The organism is Streptomyces sp. XH2 (genome assembly GCF_049725035.1).
In the GTDB taxonomy this organism is placed as follows: Bacteria; Actinomycetota; Actinomycetes; order Streptomycetales; family Streptomycetaceae; genus Streptomyces; species Streptomyces roseoverticillatus.
Genome location: NZ_JBMMMZ010000013.1, coordinates 23,581 through 48,364, shown reverse-complemented (window position 1 = coordinate 48,364; position 24,784 = coordinate 23,581). Strand labels below are relative to the sequence as shown.

Here is a 24,784-nt window from a genome sequence, read left to right as displayed (position 1 = left end):
TCGATCAGTTTTTTTCGTTTTCTTTCGTTCGGGCGGGGATTCCGATCACCCGCGGGCGATCACGGAGGTACGGGCGTTTCGGAGTTTCGTCCGAGGGTTTCGCGACGAGACATGAGTGACCGGACACAACTGAACAGTCAGGAGAGCCGCATGCACTTGCGCACGCACCTGCGTTGGCACCTCCGTACGAAGCAGCTCCGCGCGAAAACGTGGGCCGCCGCCGGCGCCCTCGCCGTCTCCCTCGGCCTCGCGGGCACCGCGGGCACCGCGGGCGCCTGGCCCGCCCCCGCCCCGGGCGAGATCGTCACCTCCGCCCCCACCTCCTTCCACCCCCTGCCGGGCCAGCCCACCCGCACCAAGGCGTGGCACATCACCTACCGCTCCACCACCGCCACGGGCGCCCCGGACGTCGTCTCCGGCACCGTGATCGTCCCCCAGGACGGCAGAACCGGGCCGCGCCCGCTCGTCACCTACGCCGTCGGCACCGTGGGCCTCGCCGACCAGTGCGCCCCCTCGGCCGGCTTCCCGTACGGGACGACCGTGGAGGGCAACCTCATCCAGCTGCTCACCCTGCGCGGCTGGGCTGTGGCCGTCACCGACTACGAGGGCCTCGGGACGCCCGGCACCCACACGTACACCGTCGGCCGCTCCGAGGGCCACGCCGTCCTCGACGCCGCCCGCGCCGCGCAGCGGCTGCCCGGCACGGGCCTGACCCCGGACGGCCCCGTCGGCATCATGGGCTACTCGCAGGGCGGCCAGGCCGCCGGCTGGGCGGCCGAGCTGCACGACGCGTACGCGCCCGAGCTGAACGTCAAGGGGACGGCGGCCGGCGGCGTCCCCGCCGACCTCATCAAGGCCGCCGAGTTCAACGACGGCCGCATCGGCGCGGGCCTGATCCTCATGGCCGCGATCGGGCAGGACGCCGCCTTCCCCGAGCTGGACCTCGCCTCGTACCTCAACGACAAGGGCCGGGCCAAGGCCGCCTTCCTCACAGCGCACTGCGTGACGGCCGGCACCGCCGCGAACCTGTTCAGCAGGATCTCCGACGTGACCGTCCGCAACCCGCTGCAGCAGCCGGACTGGCAGCGCGCCCTGCGCTCCTCCGACCTCGGCACGCACGCCCCCGACCGGCCCGTGCACCTCTACCACGGGACGCAGGACGAGATCGTCCCCTACGACAGCGCCGCGCTGCTGCGCGCCGGCTGGTGCGCGAAGGGCGCCGTGGTGGACTGGAAAGCCCTGCCGCAGGGCGCGCACGGCTCCAGCCTGGCCGCCGAGTCGGTGCCGGCGGCGAACTGGCTCGCGGACCGGTTCGCCGGCGAACCGGCGGCGGGCAACTGCTGACGGCTCGCGGTGCGAGCGCCGGGCCGTCCCCGCTCAGCGCTCGTACAGCCGCTCCACCTCGTCCGCGAAGTCCCGGGCTATCACCGCGCGTTTGAGCTTCAGGGACGGCGTGAGGTGGCCGGCGTCCTCCGTGAAGTCGACGGTCAGGACGGCGAAGCGCCGTATCGACTCCGCCCGCGAGACCGTCGCGTTCGCGTCGTCCACCGCCGTCTGCAGCTCCGCGAGCAGCTCCCCGTCCCGCACCAGCTCCTCCGGCGCCAGCCCCTCCTTGCGGTGCATGCGCACCCAGTGGGCGATCCCGTCGGGCTCCAGGGTCAGCAGGGCCGTGACGTACGGGCGGTCGTCGCCGACCACCATGCACTGGCCGACGAGCGGATGCGCGCGCAGCCGGTCCTCCAGCGGCGCGGGGGCGACGTTCTTGCCGGCGGAGGTGACCAGCAGCTCCTTCTTGCGGCCGGTGATGGTGAGGTAGCCGTCCGCGTCCAGCGCGCCCAGGTCCCCGGTGGGGAACCACTCCCCCGGCGCCGCGGGCACCGCCTCCCCGCGCTCGCCGTCCCAGTAGCCGGCGAAGACGTGCCCGCCGCGCAGCAGCACCTCGCCGTCCTCCGCGATCCGCACGGCGCCGCCCGGCAGCGGCCAGCCGACGGTGCCCAGGCGGGGGCGGTGCGGCGGGGTGAGGGTCGCGGCGGCCGTGGTCTCGGTGAGCCCGTAGCCCTCGAAGACGTCGATGCCCGCGCCCACGCAGAAAGCCGCGAGGCGCTCGCCGAGCGGGGAGCCGCCGCTGATCACGTAGCGGACCCCGCCGCCGAGGGCGGCCCGGATCCGGCGGTAGACCAGCGGGTCGTACAGCGCCCGGGCGATCCGCAGGCCGGGGCCGGGCCCGGGGCCGCTGCCGTGCCGGCGGGCCAGTTCCGCCTCGCCGTAGCGGCGGGCGACGCGGGCGGCGCGGTCGAAGGAGGCGGCGCGGCCCAGCTTCTCGGCGGTCGCGCGGCCGGTGTTGTAGACCTTCTCCAGCACGTACGGGATGACCAGCAGGAACGTGGGCCGGAAGCCGGCGAGGTCCGCCAGCAGGTCCTCGGTGCGCAGGGACGGGGCGTGGCCCACGCGGACGCGGGCGCGCATGCAGCCGACGGCGACGGTCCGGCCGAAGACGTGCGAGAGCGGCAGGAAGAGGAGGGTGGCGGCGGGCTCCTTGCTGACCGCCTTGAAGACGGGGTGCAGCAGCTCGGTGGAGTTGTCGGCCTCGGCGAAGAAGTTGGCGTGGGTGAGGACGCAGCCCTTGGGGCGGCCGGTGGTGCCCGAGGTGTAGATGAGGGTGGCGACGTCGCCGGGGCCGCGGGCGGCGCGGGCCTCGGCCACGGCGTCGTCGGGCAGGCCGCGCCCGGCCGCCACCAGGCGGGGGACGGCGCCGGCGTCGAACTCCCACAGGTGGGCGAGGCCCGGGAGCACGGCGCGCTCCCCCTCCACCAGGCGCGTGTGGTCCGGGCCCTCGACGGCGCAGGCGGCGGCCCCGGAGTCCTGCAGGATCCAGCGGACCTGGGAGGCGGAGGAGGTGGGGTAGACGGGGACGGTGACCAGCCCGGCGGCCCAGGCGGCGAAGTCCAGCAGCGTCCACTCGTAGCGGGTGCGGGCCATGATGGCGAGCCGGTCGCCGGGCCGCAGCCCGTGGGCGATCAGGCCCTTGGCGGTGGCGAGCACCTCGGCCGCGAAGGCTGCGGCGCTGACGTCGCGCCAGGTGCCGTCGGGCTGCTTGCGGCTGAGGACGGGGTCGGCGGGGGCCTCGGCGGCGTTGTCGAAGGGCAGGTCGCCGAGCGAGCCCCGCGCCACGGGCGGGACGAGCGGAGGGAGGGACGCTTCGCGGACGACGCCGTCGACGAAGGTGATGCGGGGTGGGGCTGCGGTGTACGGAATGGACACGTGCGGCTCCCTACGGGGGCTACCAGTCGGTAAGTGGCGGCAATCTACGCCCGGGGAGCCACGCTTTTGAAGACCGCGGGAGGGCCTGGACGGCCGTTATTCGCCGAACGCCGCTCCGCTGCGCGGGGCGCGGGCCGGCCCGGCACCGCCGGAACGCACCGCCGCAGCGTCTTTCCGCCGCGGCGGAAAGAGAAGCGCCTTCGGCAGCAAGAACCCCCGCCGCAACGGCAAGACACCCCCGCGGCGAGGGTTCGGCGGAACACCCCGCGGGCCGGTCCGGCACCGCCGGAACTCACCGTCGGAGTGCCCCGCCGCAGCGGCGGAAAAGGACCGCCCGCGCCGAAGGCTCCGCCCCGCGAGCCCCGCGCGGAAAGAGAGAGCCCGCACCAGCGAGAACCCCCGCCGCAGCGGCGCGCAACCGCGACGGCAAGGGTCCGGCGGACTGGCCGCCTGCCGGTGGCACTACGTCCGCACTACGTCCGCGCACCGCCGCCCGCGGCGACGGGCGCCCAGCGCCGCCCGTGGGCCAGGTTCTCCAGCCCGGTCCACGCGAAGTTCATCAGCGTCGCCGCCGTCTCCTGCTCGGAGGGGGCGCCGTCGCGTTCGTTGGACCAGCCGGCGAGCGACTCGGCCGCGCCCACCAGGGCGTGGGCGAGGCCGGCGACCTCGGTCTCGGGCAGCGGCACGGTGCAGCCGCCGTCCGCGGCCGTCTCGGTGATCAGCTGGGTGACCACGTCGACGAGCTGCTGCCGCAGGGCGCCCACCTCCAGGGCGAACGGTTCGCCGTGGGTGCGCGCCTGGCAGTGCAGGACGGCCCAGCCGTCGGGGTGGGCGGCCGTGTGGGCGAAGAACCCGCGCAGCCCGTTCCACAGCCGCCGGTCGGCCGGCGCCCCCGGGTCCACGGCGGCCCGCACGGCCGCCATGAGCGCCTCGGCCTCGCGCCGGATGCAGGCGCTGAAGAGGTCTTCCTTCGAGTTCAGGTAGAGGTAGACCAGGGGCTTCGACGCCCCGGCGAGCTCGGCTATCTCGTCCATCGACGCGGCCCGGTACCCGCGCCGGGCGAAGACGGCCACGGCGGCGTCGAGCATCTGGCGCTCGCGCACCTCCCGCGGCATGCGCTTGGGCCTGGTCTGTGCAGCAGCAGTCACGACAAACATCCCTCCGCCCCCGTCGTCACGTTACCGGCAGGTAATGTTACGGGGCGGAGGGATGCGGGGTAGGGCCGTTCGGGCCTTACCTACGGACGGGTCAGTCAAGATCCCGTCAGCAGCGGCCCTCGCACGCCGTCCGTCAGGCCGCCACGGGCTGCGGCGCGGCCTCCGCACGGGGCTCGTCGTCCAGGCGGGAGCCGTCGGCCGTCGCGTACGCCTCGCGGTCCAGGATGCCCTCGCGGGAGGCCACCAGGATCGGGACGACGGATTGGCCGGCGACATTCGTTGCCGTACGCATCATGTCCACGATCGGGTCTATCGCCAGGAGCAGACCCACACCCGCCATCGGCAGGCCCAGCGTCGACAGCGTCAGGGTCAGCATCACCGTCGCGCCGGTCAGGCCGGCGGTCGCGGCCGAGCCGATCACCGAGACGAAGGCGATCAGGATGTAGTCCTTGACCTCCAGCGGCACGTCGAAGACCTGCGCGACGAAGATCGCGGCGATGGCCGGGTAGATCGAGGCGCAGCCGTCCATCTTGGTCGTCGAGCCGAACGGCACGGCGAAGGACGCGTACTCCTTGGGCACGCCCAGGCGCTCGGTGACCTTCTGCGTCAGCGGCATCGTGCCCACCGAGGAGCGGGAGACGAAGGCCAGCTGGATGGCGGGCCAGGCGCCCCGGAAGAACTGCAGCGGGTTGACCTTGCCGACGCCGGCCAGCAGCAGCGGGTAGACCACGAACAGGACGAGGGCGCAGCCGACGTAGATGTCCGCGGTGAACGTCGCGTACTTGCTGAGCAGGTTCCAGCCGTACGTGGAGATGGCCGTGCCGACGAGGCCCAGCGTGCCCAGCGGGGCGAGCTTGATGACCCACCACAGGGCCTTCTGCAGCAGCTCCAGCACGGAGTGGCTGAGGGTGAGGACCGGCTTCGCCTTCTCGCCGGTCTTCAGGATCGCGATGCCCACGACCACGGCCATGAAGACGATCTGCAGGACCTTGAGCTGGGTGAAGGGCGTGACGACGTCGGTCGGGATGATGCCGGTGAGGAAGTCCAGCCAGGAGCCGTGCTTCTTGGGCTCGGCGCCGTCGGCGGCGGTCAGGCCGGTGCCCGCGCCCGGGTCGGTGAGCAGGCCGATGCCCAGGCCGATCACGACCGCGATCAGCGACGTGATCATGAACCACATCAGGGTGCGGGTGGCCAGCCGGGCGGCGTTGGAGACGTTCCGCAGGTTGGTGATCGAGACCAGGATCGCGAAGAACACCAGCGGCGCGATGACCAGCATCAGCAGCTGAACGAAGATGTCGCCGATCTTGCCCAGCGTGGTGGACAGCCAGGAGATGTCACCGCTCTTGGCGGCCCAGCCGAGCAGCGCGCCGACGACGAGACCGAGCAGGATCTGGGCCCAGAACGGGACCTTGGGCATGCGCCCGCGGACGGACGCCGTGGGGGACGGGGGTGTCGATGACAACGGAATCTCCGGTTACAGACGGAAGAAAAAGGGCGTGAGGCGCCGAGGAAATCCGTTTGCGCAGGATCTCCGGCCGCGGTGGACATGCGTCAGCGGCGACAACAGGCCGCGGTGACACAGCGGCAAAGATCGACGTGCAGGCGCGCCACGAGCACGGGGCCCGTGGGGAACTGGTGCGCTGCTGCTGTCTTCATGTCCAACACGTTAACACCCGGACTTTGAGGAGCCCAAAGGTCTTCTTTGGGTCCGCGGGACACCGGAACCCCGCCGGAAACGCCGGTGCCCCGGCGTGGAGCGGGTGGCTCCACGCCGGGGCACCGGCGAAAAATCGGGCAAACGTGACGAGGCTTACACCCCGTCCTCCTGGCCGGCGTTGGCGTTGATCGCCGCCTTCGCACGGTCCACGCGCTCCACGATCTGCACGGACATCGCGTCGCGCTGCTTGCGCAGCAGCACCCAGCTCAGCGGCGCGGACAGGATCAGCGAGAGCAGCACCATCCACATGAGGTTCGAGCTGCCCACGCCCAGCGGGATGACGTGCGCGTAGCAGAGCACGTAGACGACGGCGAAGCAGCCGATGAGCAGGCCGAATCGCAGGGCGGTGTAGCGGAGCGACGCGTACTTCTGGCTACTCACGGACGGGACCTTCTTCTCGACGACGACCGAAAGGGGCACGTACTTCAGTCAAATCAGCACAGCAGTCAAACCAGTACAGCACGCCCCGAAGTGGATCTCAGAGGCGCATCGCCTGCGGCGACTCGCGCAGCGAGGCGTCCGGGCCCGGGTACTCGCGGATGACCTCGTAGCGGGTGTTGCGCTCCACCGGGCGGAAGCCGGCCTCGCGGATCAGCTCCAGCAGGTCGTCACGGGTGAGCTTGTTGGGCGTGCCGTAGTTGTCGGCGTCGTGCGTGATCTTGTACTCGACGACCGAGCCGTCCATGTCGTCCGCACCGTGCTGCAGCGCGAGCTGCGCGGTCTGCACGCCGTGCATCACCCAGAACACCTTGACGTGCGGGACGTTGTCGAACAGCAGCCGCGAGACCGCGAAGGTCTTCAGCGCCTCGGCGCCCGACGCCATCGTCGTGCGGGCCTGGAGGCGGTTGCGGATCTTGCCGTCCTTCATGTCCACGAAGTCGTGCTGGTAGCGCAGCGGGATGAAGACGTGGAAGCCGCCGGTCTCGTCCTGCAGCTCGCGCAGCCGCAGGACGTGGTCGACGCGGTGGCGCGGCTCCTCGATGTGGCCGTAGAGCATCGTCGCCGGGCCCTTGAGGCCCTTGGAGTGCGCCAGGCGGTGGATGCGCGACCAGTCCTCCCAGTGGGTGTCGTGGTCGACGATGTGCTGGCGGACCTCCCAGTCGAAGATCTCCGCGCCGCCGCCGGTCAGCGACTCCAGGCCGGCGTCGATCAGCTCGTCGAGGATCTCGTCGGCCGGCAGGCCGGAGATCTTCTCGAAGTGCTGGATCTCGGTGGCGGTGAAGGCCTTCAGCGAGACGTTCGGCAGCGCCTCCTTGAGGGCCTTCAGCGAGCGCGGGTAGTAGCGCCAGGGCAGCGTCGGGTGGAGGCCGTTGACGATGTGCAGCTCGGTGAGGTTCTCGCTCTCCATCGCCTTGGCGAGGCGGACGGCCTCCTCGATGCGCATCGTGTACGCGTCCTTCTCGCCCGGCTTGCGCTGGAACGAGCAGTACGCGCACGACGCCGTGCACACGTTCGTCATGTTCAGGTGACGGTTGACGTTGAAGTGGACGACGTCGCCGTTCTTCTGCGTGCGGACGTGGTGGGCGAGCCCGCCCAGCCAGGCCAGGTCGTCGGACTCGTAGAGGGCGATGCCGTCCTCACGGGTCAGCCGCTCCCCGGCGAGGACCTTCTCCTCCAGCTCGCGCTTGAGCCCCGCGTCCATGACGTCCGCCTCTCCGATACTTCCGCTTTACGAACCCTCCCGAGCGTATCCCTACGCCTCGTCGGGCAGTTCGCCGACCCGGTTCTCCCACTTCGTGGAGAGCACGATCGTGGTACGGGTGCGGGCCACGCCCTTGGTGCCGGACAGCCGGCGGATGGTGCGCTCCAGGCCGTCCACGTCGCTGACGCGGACCTTGAGCATGTACGAGTCGTCGCCGGCGATGAACCAGCAGTCCTCGATCTCCTCCAGGTCGCGCAGCCGGCGGGCGACGTCCTCGTGGTCGGCGGAGTCCGAGAGCTGAAGGCCGATCAGGGCGGTGACGCCCAGGCCGAGCGACGCGGCGTTCACGGTCGCGCGGTAGCCCGTGATGACGCCGGCCGCCTCCAGGCGGTTGATCCGGTCGGTGACGCTCGGCCCGGAGAGGCCGACCAGCCGGCCCAGCTCCGCGTACGAGGCCCGGCCGTTCTCCCGGAGGGCCTGGATGAGCTGCCTGTCCACCGCGTCCATAACCTGGCACCTTTCAATAATCGGCGAACTCGCCGCGTTTCATGTAGAATCTAAGGCATGCAGGGCTTCACAGCCCGCAAATCTTCGCTCAACTCGCTAGATCAACGACGATCCTTCAGGAGTGACGTAACCGTGTACACGATCGAGATGGCCTACGCCCGCATGCGTGAGATGCAGGACCTGGCCAACCGCTCGCGTGCCCACCAGTCCGCCGAGCGCCGCGCCGAGGCCAAGGCCGAGCGCGCCACCAGCCGGGCCGCTCGCGCGAAGAAGCGCTAGTCCCCCTCCCGGGAGCGCGCCTCACCCAGCTCTCCCTTCCACCGGCGGTACAGCCGGTGCGGCACGCCCGCCGCATCCAGCACCCGCCCCGCGACGAAGTCCACCAGATCCTGGATGTGCGTCGCACCCGCGTAGAACGCCGGAGAGGCGGGCAGCACCACGGCGCCCGCCTCGTCCAGCGCCACCAGCTGCTTCAGCGACTGCCCGCTCAGCGGGGTCTCCCGCACGGCGACCACCAGCGGCCGCCGCTCCTTGAGCGTCACGCTCGCCACCCGCTGCAGCAGGTCCTTCGACAGCCCCAGCGCCACCCCGGCCACGCACGCCGTGCTCGCCGGGACGATCAGCATCCCCTTCGCCGGATACGAGCCGGACGACGGGCCCGCGGCGAGATCGCCCGCGGGCCAGTACCGGACGTCCTCCAAAGCGGCCTCCGCGAAGTGCGGCTTCCCGTCGGCACCCAGCGCCAGCCACTCGCGCAGGTCCTCCTGCCAGTGGGCGTCACGGAACTTGATCCCGGTCTCGTCCAGCAGCGTCAGCCGCGACGCGCGGCTCACCACCAGGTCGACGGCCTCACCGGCCGCCAGCAGCCCCCGCACCACGGCGGCGGCGTAGGGCGTGCCGGACGCGCCGGACACGCCGACCACCCACGGCCGCCGCTCCGGGCGCTGCGTTATACGTTCGTACGGCTCCACGCCCCCGAGCCTAGCCGCAGGCCCGGGAGCGCCCGCGCGAGGCGGCCCCGGCTAGACGCCGAGCCCCCGCGCCACCAGATCCAGCAGGGCGCACACGAAAAGCGCAATGCCGATGAACCCGTTGACCGTGAAAAATGCCCTGTTCAGGCGGGACAGGTCGTGCGGCTTGACGATCGTGTGCTCATAGAGGAAGGCACCGGCCACCACGGCCAGCCCCACCCAGAAGAACGCCCCCGCGTCCGTGACCGCCCCGTACCAGGCCAGCAGCCCCGTCGTGATCACGTGGCACACGCGGGCACCGTGCAGTGCCGCCGGGACGCCGAAGCGCGCCGGGGTCGACTTCACGCCGTGCGCCCGGTCCGCCATCACGTCCTGGCAGGCGAAGATCAGGTCGAAGCCGCCGATCCACACGCCCACCGCGAGGCCCAGGATCACCGCCTCCCACGACCACTCCCCCGTCACCGCGAGCCACGCGCCGACCGGGCCCATCGCCTGGGCCAGGCCCAGGATCGCGTGCGGGAAGTCGGTGAATCGTTTCCCGTACGGATAGACCACCATCGGGACGACCGCGATCGGGGCCAGCGCCAGGCACAGCGGGTTCAGCAGCGCGGCCGCGCCGAGGAAGAAGAAGACGGCGATGCCGGCGCCGGTCCACGCCGAGCGCACGGACACCGCGCCGGTGACGATCTCGCGGTTCGCCGTGCGCGGGTTCCGGGCGTCGATCTCGCGGTCGATGATGCGGTTGCAGGCCATCGCGAACGTGCGCAGGCCGACCATCGCGACGGTGACCAGCAGCAGCCGCGTCCAGTGGACGTTGCCGTAGGTCTTGAACATCGCGGTGAGGGTGGCGATGTAGGCGAAGGGCAGCGCGAAGACCGAGTGCTCGATCATCACGAGCCGCAGGAACGCCTTGACCTTGCCGCTCGACGGCGCGGGGCCGGGGTTGAGGACCCCCTCGGCAGCAGACGTCACAGCCCGTACTCCTTCCACCGGCGGTCGACCTTCGCCGCCGTCTCCGGGTCGGACTCGACCATCCGCGGCCAGCCCCCGTCGCGCGTGTAGCCCTCCTCGGGCCACTTCGCCGTCGCGTCGATGCCCGCCTTGCCGCCCCAGAACTGCTGGTACGAGGCGTGGTCGAGGTGGTCGACCGGGCCCTCGACGACCGTCAGGTCGCGCGCGTAGTCGGTGTTGCCCAGCGCCCGCCACGACACCTCGTGGAGGTCGTGCACGTCGCAGTCCGCGTCCACCACGATGATCAGCTTGGTCAGCGACATCATGTGCGCGCCCCAGATGGCGTGCATGACCTTCTGCGCGTGCTTGGGGTACTTCTTGTCGATCGAGACGATCGCGCAGTTGTGGAAGCCGCCGGACTCCGGCAGGTGGTAGTCCACGATGTCCGGGATGATGATCTTCAGCAGGGGCAGGAAGAACCGCTCCGTGGCCCGGCCCAGCGGGCCGTCCTCCGTCGGCGGGCGGCCGACGACGATGGACTGCAGCAGCGGCCGCTTCCGCATCGTCACGCAGTCGATCGTCAGCGCCGGGAACGGCTCCTGCGGCGTGTAGAAGCCGGTGTGGTCGCCGAAGGGGCCCTCGGGGAGCATCTCGCCCGGCTCCAGCCAGCCCTCGATGACGACCTCGGCGTTGGCCGGCACCTGCAGCGGAACGGTCTTGCAGTCGACCATCTCGACGCGCTTGCCGGAGATGAAGCCGGCGAACAGGTACTCGTCGATGTCGCCGGGCAGCGGCGCCGTGGAGGCGTACGTCACGGCCGGCGGGCAGCCGAAGGCGATGGCGACCGGCAGCCGCTCACCGCGCTTGGCGGCGACCTGGTAGTGGTTGCGGCTGTCCTTGTGGATCTGCCAGTGCATGCCGATGGTGCGCTTGTCGTGGCGCTGCAGGCGGTAGAGGCCCAGGTTCCGTACGCCCGTCTCCGGGTGCTTGGTGTGGGTGAGGCCCAGGTTGAAGAAGGAGCCGCCGTCCTCGGGCCAGGTGAAGAGCGCCGGCAGCCGGTCGAGGTCGACGTCGTCGCCGGTGAGGACGACCTCCTGGACCGGGGCGTCCTTGATCTTCCGCGGCGGGACGTGCGCCATCGAGCCGAGCTTGCCGAACGCCTCGCGCATCCCGGTGAAGCCCTGCGGCAGCTCGGGCTTGAGCAGGCCGCCGATCTTGTCGCTGATCTCGTCGTAGGACGTCAGGCCGAGCGCCTTGAGCAGCCGGCGGTCGGTGCCGAAGACGTTCATGGCCAGCGGCATGGCCGAGCCCTTGACGTTCTCGAAGAGGAGGGCGGGGCCGCCCGCCTTGTTCACCCGGTCCGTGATCTCGCCGATTTCCAGGTACGGATCGACTTCCGCCTTGATGCGCTTGAGGTCGCCGTCGCGCTCCAGCGCCCGGAGGAACGAGCGAAGGTCGTCGTAAGCCATGCGTTCCAGTATCAAGCACGCACTACGCTGGCTACGTATCGGGGCCGCGCGCGGCCCGTACCGCCGTCTCCGGGGAGCCGTCCGACATGCTCAGGTATCTGCCGTTCCTGCTGATCCTGGCGCTGTGGATCTACGCCTTCGTCGACTGCCTCAACACCCCGGAGAACGAGGTCCGCGGCCTGCCGAAGCTCGCCTGGGTGATCGTCATCCTGCTCTTCGGCGAGGTGCTGATCGGGCCGGTCGCCTGGCTGATCGCGGGGCGCCCGCGGGCCGCGGCCGCGGCGCGCGGCGGCGAGCGGAAGTGGGTCGCGCCCGACGACAACCCCGAGTTCCTGAAGTCGCTCCGGCGCGACCAGGGCGACCCGCCGCCCGCGGGCTGAGCCCGCCCCTGCCGGCCCGGACGCGAGCTGACGTCTCGTCAGACGATTCGCCCGACCGGCCGTCACCCGGCCTTCCGCACGTCACCCGCCGTACGGCGTAGCAGGTCATCCCCCGATCGGGTCATAAGAAAAGCAGATTCCGGCCCCTGTGCACCGCCCACCGGATCAACTCGCTCCTCTTCACAGCCATTTGGCACCCCGTTCACACACCCTCTCCTGCCCTTGACGCACCCGTGCCGGGAGAGTCCGAGAGGCCACACTGAGGCCTCACGCGACTCCAGGGAGAGGGGCACACGCCATGCCCGACATGACCCGACGCAGACTCCTCGGCTCCGCCGCGGGTGCCGTCGGCGGCGCCGCACTGTCGCTGCTGCCGCCGAGCGTGCAGCGGGCCGTCGCCACCGGCCCGGCCCGGCGCGGCTCGCTGCGCGACATCGAGCACGTGGTCCTGCTCATGCAGGAGAACCGGTCGTTCGACCACTACTTCGGCACCCTCAAGGGCGTGCGGGGCTTCGGCGACCCGGACGCCATCAAGCTGCCGGACGGCAAGGACGTCTTCCACCAGCCCGACGAGAAGAACCCCGCGGGCCACCTGCTGCCCTTCCACCTCGACACGCACAAGTCGAGCGCCCAGGCCATCCCGTCCACCAGCCACGCCTGGTCCGTGCAGCACGAGGCGTGGAACGGCGGGAAGATGGACCGCTGGATGCCGGCGCACCGCAAGGCGGACGGCGCGAACGGCCCGTACGTGATGGGCTACCACACGCGCGAGGACATCCCCTTCCAGTTCGCCCTGGCCGAGGCCTTCACCCTCTGCGACAACTACTTCTGCTCCGTCATGGGCCCCACCTGGCCCAACCGGCTGTACTGGATGACGGGCACCATCGACCCGGCCGGCACCCGCGGCGGCCCCGTCATCGACAACACCGCCCCCGAGCCGTACCGCTGGACGACGTACGCGGAGCGGCTGCAGGCGGCGGGGGTCAGCTGGCGCGTGTACCAGGAGGAGGACAACTACGGCTGCAACCTGCTGGAGCAGTTCCAGCAGTTCAAGGACGCGAAGCCGGGCGATCCGCTGTACGAGCGGGGCATGCGCAAGCTGCCCGCGGACGCCTTCGAGGAGGACGCCCGCAACGGCAGGCTGCCGGCCGTCTCCTGGATCATCCCGACGGCGGCGCAGTCGGAGCACCCGCGCTACCTGCCGGCCGCGGGCGCGGACTACGTGGCCCGGAAGATCGAGGCCATCGCGGACAACCCCGACGTGTGGGCGAAGACGGTCTTCATCCTGAACTACGACGAGAACGACGGCCTCTTCGACCACGTGCCGCCGCCGGTGCCGCCGGCGGGCACGGCGGACGAGTTCGTGGGGAAGCTGCCGATCGGCGGCGGCTTCCGGGTGCCGTGCCTGATCGTGTCGCCGTGGACGGTGGGCGGCTGGGCCGCGGGCGACGCCTTCGACCACACCTCGGTGCTGCGCTTCCTGGAGGTGTGGACGGGGGTGCGGGAGCCGAACATCAGCGCCTGGCGGCGGCGCGCCTTCGGCGACCTGACCTCGGCGTTCGGGTTCACCGACCGGGCCACGCGCCCGCCGCGGCTGCCCTCGGACACCGCGCAGCTGCTGGAGCAGGCCCGGTGGGACGTGACCCACCTGCCCAAGCCCACGCTGCCGGGCGCCCGCCAGACCCCGCCGGAGCAGGAGAAGGGCAGGCGGCCCAGGCGCTGACGGCCCTCAGGAGGCGCCCTCAGGAGCCGCCCGCGGGCGGTGCGCCGGGGTCGCCGGTGCCGCGCAGCTCGTACTCGGCGCGCAGCTTCCGCCACCGTTCGAGGGTCCATCCCGACCAGTCCGCGGGCCGGCCGGCGAGGGCCTCCAGCAGGTACTCGAAGTGGTGGTGCCAGCCCGCCAGGCAGTCCAGGCGGACGGTGTCGGGGCCGGTGAACTCGTTGGTGAAGTGCAGCAGCGTCCCGCCGACGGCGGCCGGGGCCTCCTCCAGCTCGAAGCGGATCCGGCCGTGGATCTCGACGGTGTACTCGGCCAGCCGCCGCGGCTGCCAGGCGGTGACGCGGCCGGGGGCCACGGTGGACTTCCCGGCGGCGTCGGTGTTCAGCCAGCGCAGCGTGATGGCCCCGCCCTCCCGCTGCTCGAACGGCTCGGCCGCGGCCAGCCACGTCGGCAGGCCCTCGGGGGTGGCGACGGCCATCCACACCTCGGGCAGCGGGTAGGGCAGCGACAGCTCGTAGCGCAGGAGGTGGCTGTCCTCACCTCGCGGCTCGGACTTCCCGTAGAGGGAGGGGATCTCCATACCCCCAGCTCTACCACCGCGGCCCGCCTCCCGCGCTCCGGGAAGCGCGGGAAACGGGCCGTACGGGGGGACGCGCGGCGGTCAGACGCCGGCGTACGAGTGCTTGCCGGTGACGAAGATGTTCACGCCGTAGTAGTTGAAGATGTAGCAGGCGAAGGCGGCCAGGGCGATGTAGGCGGCCTTGCGGCCCTTCCAGCCGGCGGTCGCGCGGGCGTGCAGGAAGCAGGCGTAGGCGACCCAGGTGATGAAGGACCAGACCTCCTTGGGGTCCCAGCCCCAGTAGCGGCCCCAGGCGGCCTCGGCCCAGATGGCGCCGGCGATGATCGTGAAGGTCCACAGCGGGAAGACCGTCGCGTTGATGCGGTAGCCCAGCTTGTCGAGGGTGGCGGCGGCGGGCAGGCGCGACATGGGGTTGTCGGTGCGCAGCGCGAGCTTGGCCTTGAAGCGGGCGTAACGGCGGTCCTGCGGCAGCTCGTCCAGGTAGCGGCGCAGGCCGGCGCCGGTGCGGCCCTCGACGAGGCGGGCCTCGTAGCCGTCGCGGAAGAGGTAGAGCAGGGTGGAGCAGGCGCCGACCCAGAACGCGGCGCCGCACAGGATCGCGGTGGAGACGTGGATCCACAGCCAGTACGAGTGGAGGGCCGGGACGAGCTGGTCGCTCTCGGTGTAGAGCACGGAGACGGCGAGGCCGAGGTCGAGGAGGATCGTGGTGGTCAGCGGCAGGCCGAGCCAGCGCACGTTCTTCTTGAAGGCCAGCAGGCCGAGGTAGACGCCGACGACCGTCATGCCGAAGGTCGTGGAGAACTCGTACATGTTGCCCCAGGGGGCCCGCTGCACGGACAGCGCCCGGGTGAGCACCGAGCCGGCGTGCAGCAGGAAGGACAGCACGGTCAGCGAGACGGCGATGCGGCCGTAGACGTCGCCCTTCTCGCTGGTGCCGGCGGCGCCGGGGCCGTCGGGCACGTCGCGGCTGCCGGTGGCGGCGCGGGTGACGACCTTGGGGCGCTCCAGGACGGCGGTGCCGCCGCCCTGGGCGCTCGCTCCGGCCGCGGCGGCGCGCGCGGCCCCGGCCTCGGTGGTGATCGCGGCGGCGGTGCGGCCGACGGCGCTCCGGCTGCCGAACACCCACTCGGCGATGTGGGCGAGGAAGGCCAGGGTGTAGACGGCCATGGCCGAATAGATCAGCACGTTGCTGATGTGGGCCAGGTTCTCGTTGGCTGCGGCAGCGATGGCGATCACGCGCGCGCTCCTTCGGATGCTGCGGAGGAATCCGCGGACTCTGCGGACTCCGCGGGGTCGGGGGCGTCCGTGGCGGTCACGGGCGGGGCGTCGGCCTGCAGGGCGCCGGCGAGGTCGGCGAGCTCCTCGGGGAGCTTCGCGGACTCGCTGCGGCCGAGGCCGGCCAGCTCGACGACGGTGTGCCCGTCCTTGCCGCGGACGGCCCGCACCCAGACGCGGCGGCGCTGGATGAACAGGGAGCCGGCGACGCCGGCGAGGGCGGCGACCGCGCCGGCGAGGGCGGTGGCGTTGCCGGGCTGCTGGGAGATCTGGAAGGTGGCCCAGGGCTTGATGCCCTCGAACTTCAGGGTGCCGCCGTCGGGCAGCGTCATGGTGTCGCCGACCTTGAGGGCCTGCGCGAAGGGGTTGCCGTCCTTGTCCTTGAACTGCTTCATCTTGGACACGTCGAGCTGGTAGACGTTCTGCGGTGTGCCGCTGTCGGTGCCGAGGCTGCCGTGGTAGGCGGTGAGGACGAGGCGCGGATTGTCCAGGTCGGGGAACTGGGACAGCATGGTGCCGGTCTTCAGGTCCAAGGTGGGCACGAAGTTGCCCTTGAAGCCGATCTGGTCCTTCGTGCCGTCCTTGGTGCGGTAGTCGCCGACCTTGAGGACGGTCGACTCGGTGATGTTGTTGTCGATCGGCAGGGACGGGATGCCGCCGCGGAAGGCGACGTCGCCCTGACCGTCGCGGACGGTGACGACGGGCGCGTAGCCGTGGCCGATCAGGTAGACCTTCGAGTCGGAGGTCTCCAGCGGCTCGTTGACCTTGACCGTGGCCTTGCGGCCGGGCCCGTCGGCGCCCTCGTGGTAGGTGACGTGGGCCTCGTAGGTGCGCGGGGTGCCGCGCTGGGGGCCGGTGCGCTCGTACGTCGCCTCGAAGTCGTCGAGGTAGAAGCTGAAGGGCTTGAGGTCGTCGGCCGTGAACAGCGAGCCGGACTTGAAGTCGTCGTACTGGACGAGCGTGTTGGCGAAGCCGTCGCCCTCGACGATCAGCTTCTGACCCTCGGACTTCCACAGCTGCCCGGAGGCGAAGGCGATGAGCAGCACGATGAGCGCGATGTGGAAGACGAGGTTGCCGGCCTCGCGCAGGTAGCCCTTCTCGGAGGCCACGGAGTCGCTGCCCCGCTCGGTGCGGAAGCGGCGCTTCTTCAGCAGCGCGCGGGCCGCGGCCAGGACCTGCTCGGGCTCGGCGTCCGTGCGCCACGTGGTGTGGGCCGGCAGCCGCTTGAGGTTGCGGGGGGCGGCCGGCGGGCGGCCGCGGAGCTGCCCGGCGAACTGCCAGGTGCGCGGGATGATGCAGCCGACGAGGGACGTGAACAGCAGGATGTAGATCGCGGAGAACCACACCGAGCTGTAGACGTGGAAGAGGCCGAGCTTGTCGTAGAGCGGCCCGAGCGTCTCGTGGGTCTTGCGCCACTCCTCGGCCTTGACCGCGTCCACGCCGGTCTGCGGGACGAGCGAGCCGGGGACGGTCGCCAGCGAGAGCAGGAACAGCAGGATCAGGGCGACCCGCATGGAGGTCAGCTGCCGCCAGAACCAGCGGGCCCAGCCGATCGCCTCGCGGGCGGTCCAGGCCACGTACCCAAGCGCTCCGGGCTTGCGGACGCCGCCGAAGGAGCCGGGCACGGCCTGGCCGCGCTCCTCCTCGGGGGCCGTGGACAGCTGCGAGCCGGCAGCGGCGTCCGTCTCGTCGGCCGCGCCGTCGGCGGCGGGGGGTGTCTCTGTCGTGCCCATTTACATCAGACCTCGGGGGAGAAAGAGCTGGACCACGTCTGCAGTTCGCGGATCATGCTGTCCCACACCCCCGTGACGAGGAGCACGCCGACCACGACCAGCATCAGCCCGCCGGCGCGCATGACCCATGCATAGTGCCGCTTGACCCAGCCGAACGCACCCAGCGCGCGCCGGAAGGCCACCGCGCTGAGGATGAACGGCAGGCCCAGGCCGAGGCAGTAGGCGACGGTCAGCAGCGCGCCGCGCCCGGCGCTGGCCTGGGTGGAGGAGAGGGAGAGGACGGAGGCGAGCGTCGGGCCGATGCACGGGGCCCAGCCGAGCCCGAAGAGCGCGCCCAGCAGCGGCGCCCCCACCAGGCCCATGGTGGGCCGGGTGTGGAAGCGGAACTCGCGCTGCCCGAATCTGTTCAGCAGACCCATGAAGGCGAGGCCCATCGCGATGGTGAGGACCCCCATCACCTTGGTGATCGTCTCCTGGTGGACCAGCAGCGCCCGGCCGACCCAGCCGAAGAGCGTGCCCATGGAGACGAAGACGAAGGTGAAGCCGAGCACGAAGAGGGTGGAGCCGGCGAGCATCCGGCCCTTGCGGGACTCCGCCAGATCCGCGCCGCTGACCCCCGTCACGTAGGAGAGGTAGCCGGGGACGAGCGGCAGCACGCACGGCGAGAAGAACGAGACCAGCCCGCCGAACAGGGCGACGGGCAGGGCCAGCAGCAGCGCCCCGGAGAGCACCGTCTGGTTCATCTCGCCGACGGCGACCGTGACGGCGGCGGAGGTGGCGGGGGTCACGGGGTCACTTCTCCGCGACCAGCGGGTCGAGCGTCTTGCGCAGCTCTTCCTCGGTCAGCGCCTTGATCGCCCGAGCGGCGATCTTCCCGTCGCGGTCGATGAAGACGGTGGAGGGGATGGACTGCGGGTTGAGGCTGCCCGCAGGGAAGCGCAGCAGGAGCTTGCCGGCCGAGTCGTAGAGGCTCGGGTACGGGACCTCGAACTCCTTCTCGAACTTGATCGCCGGGGCGGGGTCGGAGTCGCGGGTGTTGAGCCCGACGAACTGGACGCCCTTGTCCTTGTAGTCGTTGGCGACGTTGACGAGGTTCTTGGCCTCGGCGCGGCACGGGGAGCACCACGAGCCCCAGACGTTAAGGACGACGATCTTGCCCTTGTAGTCCTTGGCGATGTCGAGCTCCTTGCCCTCCAGCGTCTTGCCGGAGAGGTCGGGCGCGTCCTGCCGCCCGCCCTTGTCGCTGACGACGCTCACGCCGCCCGTGCCCTGCACGAACTGGGTCTGGCCGCCGCTCTTGGGGTTGTCGCCCGAGCCGCAGGCGGTCAGGGACAGGGCCGCGGCGGCGGCGAGGATGGCCGGCATGGTGATACGCCGGCGTGGTCCGGGGCGTCGAAGGGCGCGGCAGGCACTCATGTGAAAAGTTTCGCATGGTCCGTTTAGGGATCTTCCGCGCCCCCCTGTGACGTGAGCCGGCGCCCGGCGGGGCCCGGGAACGCGACCGCGCGGGCGGTCAGGCAGCCACCCTGGCGTGCCACTTCTCGCCGACCTCCAGCCGGCGCAGCGCGCTCAGCACGGCCGGGTCCTGGGCGTCCAGCCAGTCCACGAACTGGCGGAAGGAGACCAGCCGCACGTCCTTGTACCGATCGTCGGCGATGCGTTTCAGAGCTTCCTCCACCGCATCCATATAAATGCCGCCGTTCCACTCCTCGAAGTGGTTGCCGATGAAGAACGGAGCCCTGTTCGTCTCGTACGCCCGCTCGAATCCGGCGAGATAGGCGTCCAGGGCCTGCTGCCGCCATTCCGGATAGTGCACCGAAGGGCCGCGCGTGGTGTTCTTCGACTGATTGGCGAGGATGTTGTAGTCCATCGACAGGACTTCGAACGAATGCCCGGGAAAGGGAATCTGCTGCAGCGGGAGATCCCACAGACCGTGCTTCTTCGACGGCCACACCTGCGTCCCGCCCGGAGAACTCGCGTCATAGCGCCAGCCGAGCTTCGCCGCCGTCGGCAGCAGGTTGTCCTGCCCCAGCAGACACGGCGTCCGGGCGCCCACGAGCTCCTTGCGGTAGTCGAACGGCAACGGCTCCAGATCATCGAACCCGGTGTTCGTCCGCCACTCCGTGACGAAGGAGACCGCCTGCTCGATCTCCGACTCCCAGTCCTCCCCCTCCCACTTGCCGACCGACCCCTCGCCGGAGCAGAAGTGGCCGTTGAAGTGGGTGCCGATCTCGTGCCCCTCCAGCCACGCCTCCCGCACGTTCGCAAGCGTCGCCCGGACGTGGTCGTCGGTGAGGTAGCCGATGTCGGAGGCGCCGACCGGGTTGTTCGGCGGCTTGTAGTGGTGCCGCTTCGCCTCGGGCAGCAGGTACAGCCCGGACAGGAAGAACGTCATCCGCGCGTTGTGGTCCTGCGCCAGCTTCCGGAAGCGCGGGAAGAGCCCGTTGCCGACCTCGCCCGCCCCGTCCCACGAGAAGATCACGAACTGCGGCGGCCGCTGCCCCGGCTCCAGCCGCTCGGGCTCCGGCGGCTGGTTGGGCTGCGGCCCCGCGTCCGCCGTCGAACCGTCCCCGATCGGCCTGGCCTTCGCCCGCTCGACGGCCTTCGCCGCCGGACCGCTGCGTCGTTCCGGGGCCGCCGTGGACGAGCAGCCGGCGACGCCGCCCAGCGCCGCGGCCGCTCCCACACCCCACCCGAGGAGACCCCGTCGGCTGATGTCGCGCATGTCGACTCCGTCCGTACTCGCCGTGCCCCACGCCGTTGTCGTCCATATAAAACGACATTGCGTGAGAGGGCGCGTCGAGTACGGCGGTTGCGCAGTTTCCCCCGTCTTTACGGAGTTGCCCCGCATTTACGCAGCCGGAGCCGCCTTACGGAGCAACCCGGACTCCGCCGAAAGGGTTTCAGGCGCCGAACGCCTTGGACCCGCCCTTCACCGGCTTGGCCCCCGCAAGGAGATGCGCCGGCACCAGATCCCGGGCCGGCTCGCTGTACCCCACCGACACGATCCTGTCCCCCCGATAGGTGAACGTCGTCAGGCTCGCCAGGGTGCACTCCCGCCTCCGCGGGTCGTGCCACAGCCGCCGCCGCTCCACGAAGCTCCGCACGATCCAGATCGGCAGCTGGTGGCTCACGCACACCGCCTCGTGACCGCGCGCCGCGTCCTTCGCCGCGTCCAGCGCACTCATCATCCGCACGACCTGCTCGACGTACGGCTCGCCCCACGACGGGCGGAAAGGATTCGTCAGGTACTTCCAGTTCGCCGGCTTCTTCAGCGCGCCGTCACCGACCCCGAACGTCTTGCCCTCGAAGACGTTCGCCGCCTCGATCAGCCGCTCGTCCGTCGCAAGATCCAGCCCGTGCGTCTTGGCGATCGGCGAAGCCGTCTCCTGCGCCCGCTCCAGCGGCGAGGCCACCACATGGGTGATGTCCCGCCCCGCCAGGTGCTCCGCCACCCGGTCCGCCATCCGGCGGCCCAGGTCCGACAGGTGGTAACCGGCCCGCCGCCCGTAGAGCACGCCCTCCGGGTTGTGGACCTCACCATGGCGCATCAGGTGCACGACCGTGATGTCGTCCCGCCCCCGCGCCGCGTCCTTCGCCGAACTCACTTGGCCTCCCCCTCGGTCGCCTCGGCCGCCGCACGCGCCGCCGCCGGCAGCGCCGCCGCGATCCGCTCCACCGCCGCCTCGTCGTGCGCCGTCGAGACGAACCACGACTCGAACGCCGACGGCGGCAGGTACACGCCCTGCGACAGCATCGAGTGGAAGAAGGCGTTGAAACGGAACGACTCCTGCGCCCTCGCGTCGTCGTAGTTCCGCACCTCGCGCCCGGTGAAGAACACCGAGAACATGTTGCTCGCCGTCTGCAGGCGGTGCACCACGCCCTGCTTGGTCAGCGCCTCGCTCACCAGACCGCTGATCTCCGCGGACACCGCGTCGACCTTCGCGTACGCCGCGTCGTCCAGCAGCCGCAGCTGCGCCAGACCCGCCGCCGTCGCCACCGGGTTACCCGACAGCGTGCCCGCCTGGTAGACCGGGCCCGCCGGAGCCAGGTGCGCCATCACATCGGCCCGGCCGCCGAACGCCGCCGCCGGGAAGCCGCCGCCCATCACCTTGCCGAACGTCATCAGGTCCGGCTTCACGCCGTCGACGCCGTACCAGCCCGCCTTCGACGTGCGGAAACCGGTCATCACCTCGTCCGAGATGAACAGCGCGCCGTTCTTGGCGCACGCGTCCTTCAGCCCCTGGTTGAAGCCCGGCAGCGGCGGCACCACGCCCATGTTGCCCGGCGACGCCTCCGTGATCACACAGGCGATCTCCCCGGGGAACGCGTGGAACGCCTCGTGCACCGCCTCCAGGTCGTTGTACGGCAGCACGATGGTGTCCCCGGCCTGCGCGCCCGTGACGCCCGGCGTGTCCGGCAGCCCGAACGTGGCCACGCCCGAGCCCGCCGCCGCCAGCAGCGCGTCCACGTGACCGTGGTAGCAGCCCGCGAACTTGATCACCTTGGCGCGGCCGGTGAACCCGCGCGCCAGCCGGATCGCCGACATCGTCGCCTCGGTGCCCGACGACACCAGGCGCACCTGCTCCACGGGCTCGATGCGCGCGACGATCTCCTCGGCGAGCGCGACCTCCCCCTCACCCGGCGTACCGAAGGACGTCCCCCGGGCCACCGCCTCCTGGACGGCCGCGATCACCTCGGGGTGCGCGTGCCCGAGGATCATCGGCCCCCACGAGCACACGAGGTCGACGTACTCCCGGCCATCGGCATCGGTGAGGTACGGACCGGTGCCGGACACCATGAACCGGGGCGTACCCCCCACGGCCCGGAAAGCCCGGACCGGGGAGTTCACGCCGCCGGGCGTCACGACAGCGGCGCGGTCGAACAGGACCTGCGAGACTGGGGCATCAAATGGGTAGCTCACGCTAGCCATAGTCTCAGAGCCTCACCCGGACTAGGCTCCGGGCGTTTCGCACGCTCTGCACGGGGGAGGTCTCTGAGACGATGATCGGGTTGCGCGGCGGGGGCAGTGCTGCGTAGGAAAAAGCGGTCAGGTGGAGATATGCAGCGCGGTGGCGGACTGGGTGAGGGCACCGGTGACCTGGGCCCCGAGCGCGCCCGGCAGTCCCGCAGGGGGCGCCACAGGGGCCGGCGCGACCGGCGCGAGGAACACCTCACGGACAGCACGGACAACAACACGAGCAGCACGAGCAGCAGCACGGGCAAGACGAACAGCACGGGAAACAGGAGCGGCCGCGTGGGGGTGACCTACAAGTACTTCGGGGCACCCAGCAGCGCGGCCGCGGCGAACGTCCCGATCTCCATGCGCCCCGAGGAGCTCGGCGGCGACGAGCTCGGCATGGGCGGCATGTTCACCCGCATCAAGCCGGAGACCGTGGCCGCCATGGTGCTCACCGGCATCGAAGGCATACCCCTGCACAAGGTCCCCCCGCTCGAACTGGTCGTCCTCCACCCCGACTACGCCGTCGTCAAACTGCCCATGACCGTCGTCGACCCGCTGCGCGGCATCGGCGAGGAGTCCGTCGGCGCCGCCGCCTTCATCTGGTCCACGGTCCCCGACCGCGGCGGCCCCCGCGACGCCTTCGGCGTCTACCAGCTCCTGCGCGAGTGGCAGGACTTCTCCCACCGCCTCCACGAGAACGGCCACCAGCCCTACTGCCTCGTCTGGCCGTAACCCCACGCCCGCACCGCACCGCCGTACGCTGCGATCATGCTGATCGCCCGCTCCATCGCCCTCTTCCTCCTCGCCGCGCTCCTGGAGATCGGCGGAGCCTGGCTGGTCTGGCAGGGCGTGCGCGAGCACCGGGCACCCGGATGGGCCTGGATCGGCGCCGGCATCGCCGCCCTCGGGGCCTACGGATTCGTCGCCACCCTCCAGCCCGACGCCCACTTCGGCCGCATCCTCGCCGCCTACGGCGGGATCTTCGTCGCCGGCTCCCTCGCCTGGGGCATGGCCGCCGACGGCTACCGGCCCGACCGCTACGACGTCCTCGGCGCACTCGTCTGCCTCATCGGCGTGGCGATCATCATGTACGTGCCACGCGGCCGCTGAATATCCTGCCCGGGGACACCCCGCGCGCCTCAGGAGGCACCACCATGAGCACCCGCACTGCCGTCATCACCGGCGCGAGCAGCGGCATCGGCGCCGCCACCGCCCGCCGGCTCGCCGCCGAGGGCTACCGCGTCATCCTCACCGCCCGCCGCGCCGACCGCATCGAGGCCCTCGCCAAAGAGCTCCCCGGCGCCCGCGCCCACGCCCTCGACGTCACCGACCGCGCCGCCGTCGACGCCTTCGCCGCGACCCTCGACCGCGTCGACGTCCTGATCAACAACGCCGGCGGCGCCCACGGCGCCGACCCCGTCGCCACCGCCGACCCCGCGGACTGGCGCACCATGTACGAGGTCAACGTCCTCGGCGTGCTCCACATGACCCAGGCCCTGCTCCCCGCCCTCACCGCGAGCGGCGACGGCACGGTCCTGATCCTCTCCTCCACCGCGGCCCTCGGCACCTACGAGGGCGGCAGCGGTTACGCCGCCGCCAAGCACGGCGCCCACGCCGTCGCCGAGACCCTCCGCCTGGAGCTGTGCGGACAGCCCGTCCGCGTCATCGAGATCGCCCCCGGCATGGTGCGCACCGACGAGTTCGCCCTCACCCGCTTCCGCGGCGACCGGGCCAAGGCCGACGCCGTCTACGCGGGCGTCGCCGAGCCCCTCACCGCCGAGGACGTCGCCGACACCATCGGCTGGGCCGTCACCCGGCCCCCGCACGTGAACATCGACCTGCTCGTCGTCCGCCCCCGCGCGCAGGCCAGCAACTACAAGGTCCACCGCGGGGCCTGAGACCGCGGCGCGCGGAAACGGAGGCCGGCGAAAGATCGCGCGGATGATCTCCAACGGCTACGTTCATGGAGCGGCCGTCCGGGGGGACGGCCCGGCACGAAAGGGAAGCACATGCGCGTCATAGCCTTCGACCACCTCGTCCTCAACGTCGCCGACGTCGAGCGGTCCCTCGCCTTCTACACCGGGCCGCTCGGTCTCGACCCCGTCCGCGTCGACGAGTGGCGCGCCGGCCGGGCGCCGTTCCCGTCCGTGCGCATCTCCCCCACCGCGATCATCGACCTGGTGGAGCGCGACCGCGGCGACGCGGCCGCCTCCAACGTCGACCACATCTGCCTCGCGGTCGAGCCCCTCGACTGGCAGACCGTGATCGACTCCGGCGTCTTCACCGTCGTCGACGGCCCGGGCCGGCGCTTCGGCGCCCGCGGCAACGCGGAGTCCCTCTACGTCCTGGACCCGGACGGCAACACGGTCGAGCTGCGCTGGTACCCGCAGGACGTACGCGCCTAGGGGCCTGGCGACACCCCGGTCCGGGGCCCGGCCCCAGCGCGCCGGCCGCCCCT

Annotated in this window: 25 protein-coding genes; 8 read left to right on the top strand and 17 right to left on the bottom strand. The window is 71.3% G+C overall.

Annotated elements, in window-relative coordinates; translation table 11 throughout:
* The first annotated feature begins 150 nt into the window (after positions 1-150).
* A complete protein-coding gene (locus ACOTKD_RS25715) occupies positions 151-1,344 on the top strand; it encodes a lipase family protein (RefSeq protein ID WP_424891391.1) in 1,194 nt (397 codons plus the stop codon).
* A 33-nt stretch (positions 1,345-1,377) separates the two neighbouring features.
* Here ACOTKD_RS25715 and ACOTKD_RS25710 read toward each other — a convergent pair whose 3' ends face one another.
* The 6 genes from ACOTKD_RS25710 to ACOTKD_RS25685 form a co-directional block, all read right to left on the bottom strand.
* Positions 1,378-3,261 (bottom strand): AMP-dependent synthetase/ligase, encoded by a 1,884-nt coding sequence (locus tag ACOTKD_RS25710; protein WP_424891390.1) that lies wholly within the window; start codon positions 3,259-3,261, stop codon positions 1,378-1,380.
* 473 nt (positions 3,262-3,734) lie between these two features.
* On the bottom strand, positions 3,735-4,418 hold the full coding sequence (locus tag ACOTKD_RS25705) for a TetR/AcrR family transcriptional regulator (RefSeq protein WP_424891389.1): 684 nt from the start codon (positions 4,416-4,418) through the stop codon (positions 3,735-3,737).
* 133 nt (positions 4,419-4,551) lie between these two features.
* The gene (locus tag ACOTKD_RS25700) at positions 4,552-5,835 is read right to left on the bottom strand and encodes a dicarboxylate/amino acid:cation symporter (protein ID WP_424891585.1); all 1,284 of its coding nucleotides are present in this window, start codon (positions 5,833-5,835) and stop codon (positions 4,552-4,554) included.
* Between the two features lie 393 nt (positions 5,836-6,228).
* The gene (locus ACOTKD_RS25695) at positions 6,229-6,516 is read right to left on the bottom strand and encodes a DUF4229 domain-containing protein (protein ID WP_106677464.1); all 288 of its coding nucleotides are present in this window, start codon (positions 6,514-6,516) and stop codon (positions 6,229-6,231) included.
* A 97-nt stretch (positions 6,517-6,613) separates the two neighbouring features.
* A complete protein-coding gene (gene mqnE / locus ACOTKD_RS25690) occupies positions 6,614-7,777 on the bottom strand; it encodes an aminofutalosine synthase MqnE (RefSeq protein ID WP_424891388.1) in 1,164 nt (387 codons plus the stop codon).
* A 51-nt stretch (positions 7,778-7,828) separates the two neighbouring features.
* Entirely contained in the window at positions 7,829-8,284 is a 456-nt protein-coding gene (locus ACOTKD_RS25685) for an Lrp/AsnC family transcriptional regulator (protein ID WP_302861992.1), read from the bottom strand.
* A gap of 132 nt (positions 8,285-8,416) precedes the next feature.
* Here ACOTKD_RS25685 and ACOTKD_RS25680 point away from each other — a divergent pair, with 132 nt between their 5' ends.
* Positions 8,417-8,563 (top strand): hypothetical protein, encoded by a 147-nt coding sequence (locus tag ACOTKD_RS25680; RefSeq protein WP_424891387.1) that lies wholly within the window; start codon positions 8,417-8,419, stop codon positions 8,561-8,563.
* Here the strand turns inward: ACOTKD_RS25680 and ACOTKD_RS25675 are convergent.
* Genes ACOTKD_RS25675 through ACOTKD_RS25665 form a run of 3 tightly spaced genes read right to left on the bottom strand, consistent with a single transcriptional unit; the run spans position 8,560 to position 11,675 of the window.
* Entirely contained in the window at positions 8,560-9,255 is a 696-nt protein-coding gene (locus tag ACOTKD_RS25675) for a UbiX family flavin prenyltransferase (RefSeq protein WP_424891386.1), read from the bottom strand. The two genes, ACOTKD_RS25680 and ACOTKD_RS25675, sit on opposite strands and share 4 nt — an antisense overlap.
* A 51-nt stretch (positions 9,256-9,306) precedes the next feature.
* The gene (gene mqnP, locus ACOTKD_RS25670; protein ID WP_424891385.1) at positions 9,307-10,227 is read right to left on the bottom strand and encodes a menaquinone biosynthesis prenyltransferase MqnP; all 921 of its coding nucleotides are present in this window, start codon (positions 10,225-10,227) and stop codon (positions 9,307-9,309) included.
* Entirely contained in the window at positions 10,224-11,675 is a 1,452-nt protein-coding gene (locus ACOTKD_RS25665) for a menaquinone biosynthesis decarboxylase (protein ID WP_424891384.1), read from the bottom strand. The genes mqnP and ACOTKD_RS25665 overlap by 4 nt, the downstream gene beginning before the upstream one ends.
* 86 nt (positions 11,676-11,761) lie before the next feature.
* Between ACOTKD_RS25665 and ACOTKD_RS25660 the strand changes: the two genes are divergently transcribed.
* A complete protein-coding gene (locus ACOTKD_RS25660) occupies positions 11,762-12,055 on the top strand; it encodes a PLD nuclease N-terminal domain-containing protein (RefSeq protein ID WP_424891383.1) in 294 nt (97 codons plus the stop codon).
* A 298-nt stretch (positions 12,056-12,353) separates the two neighbouring features.
* Entirely contained in the window at positions 12,354-13,778 is a 1,425-nt protein-coding gene (locus ACOTKD_RS25655; RefSeq protein ID WP_424891382.1) for a phosphocholine-specific phospholipase C, read from the top strand.
* 19 nt (positions 13,779-13,797) lie between these two features.
* Here the strand turns inward: ACOTKD_RS25655 and ACOTKD_RS25650 are convergent, their stop codons facing one another.
* The 8 genes from ACOTKD_RS25650 to hemL all read right to left on the bottom strand — a co-directional run bounded on the left by ACOTKD_RS25650 (position 13,798) and on the right by hemL (position 22,296).
* Positions 13,798-14,355 (bottom strand): SRPBCC domain-containing protein, encoded by a 558-nt coding sequence (locus ACOTKD_RS25650; RefSeq protein WP_424891381.1) that lies wholly within the window; start codon positions 14,353-14,355, stop codon positions 13,798-13,800.
* An 81-nt stretch (positions 14,356-14,436) separates the two neighbouring features.
* Positions 14,437-15,588 carry a c-type cytochrome biogenesis protein CcsB gene (gene ccsB, locus ACOTKD_RS25645; protein ID WP_424891584.1) on the bottom strand — a complete coding sequence of 384 codons (1,152 nt, stop codon included), beginning with the start codon at positions 15,586-15,588 and terminating at the stop codon, positions 14,437-14,439.
* Positions 15,588-17,363 (bottom strand): cytochrome c biogenesis protein ResB, encoded by a 1,776-nt coding sequence (gene resB, locus ACOTKD_RS25640; protein WP_424891380.1) that lies wholly within the window; start codon positions 17,361-17,363, stop codon positions 15,588-15,590. The genes ccsB and resB overlap by 1 nt, the downstream gene beginning before the upstream one ends.
* A gap of 5 nt (positions 17,364-17,368) precedes the next feature.
* Complete coding sequence (locus tag ACOTKD_RS25635; protein WP_106677460.1) at positions 17,369-18,106, bottom strand: cytochrome c biogenesis CcdA family protein; 738 nt, start codon at positions 18,104-18,106, stop codon at positions 17,369-17,371.
* Positions 18,107-18,155: 49 nt separating this feature from the next.
* A complete protein-coding gene (locus ACOTKD_RS25630; RefSeq protein ID WP_424891379.1) occupies positions 18,156-18,779 on the bottom strand; it encodes a TlpA family protein disulfide reductase in 624 nt (207 codons plus the stop codon).
* 97 nt (positions 18,780-18,876) lie between these two features.
* On the bottom strand, positions 18,877-20,088 hold the full coding sequence (locus ACOTKD_RS25625) for a hypothetical protein (RefSeq protein WP_424891378.1): 1,212 nt from the start codon (positions 20,086-20,088) through the stop codon (positions 18,877-18,879).
* Between the two features lie 178 nt (positions 20,089-20,266).
* A complete protein-coding gene (locus tag ACOTKD_RS25620) occupies positions 20,267-20,914 on the bottom strand; it encodes a histidine phosphatase family protein (RefSeq protein WP_424891583.1) in 648 nt (215 codons plus the stop codon).
* A gap of 53 nt (positions 20,915-20,967) precedes the next feature.
* Entirely contained in the window at positions 20,968-22,296 is a 1,329-nt protein-coding gene (gene hemL, locus ACOTKD_RS25615; protein WP_424891377.1) for a glutamate-1-semialdehyde 2,1-aminomutase, read from the bottom strand.
* A 129-nt stretch (positions 22,297-22,425) separates the two neighbouring features.
* Here hemL and ACOTKD_RS25610 point away from each other — a divergent pair, with 129 nt between their 5' ends.
* From ACOTKD_RS25610 to ACOTKD_RS25595, 4 genes are all read left to right on the top strand, one after another.
* Positions 22,426-23,058 (top strand): hypothetical protein, encoded by a 633-nt coding sequence (locus ACOTKD_RS25610; protein ID WP_424891376.1) that lies wholly within the window; start codon positions 22,426-22,428, stop codon positions 23,056-23,058.
* 36 nt (positions 23,059-23,094) lie between these two features.
* Positions 23,095-23,436 (top strand): YnfA family protein, encoded by a 342-nt coding sequence (locus ACOTKD_RS25605; protein ID WP_424891375.1) that lies wholly within the window; start codon positions 23,095-23,097, stop codon positions 23,434-23,436.
* Positions 23,437-23,480: 44 nt separating this feature from the next.
* Positions 23,481-24,224 (top strand): SDR family NAD(P)-dependent oxidoreductase, encoded by a 744-nt coding sequence (locus tag ACOTKD_RS25600; RefSeq protein WP_424891374.1) that lies wholly within the window; start codon positions 23,481-23,483, stop codon positions 24,222-24,224.
* A 111-nt stretch (positions 24,225-24,335) separates the two neighbouring features.
* On the top strand, positions 24,336-24,731 hold the full coding sequence (locus ACOTKD_RS25595) for a VOC family protein (RefSeq protein WP_424891373.1): 396 nt from the start codon (positions 24,336-24,338) through the stop codon (positions 24,729-24,731).
* The last annotated feature ends 53 nt before the right edge of the window (positions 24,732-24,784 follow it).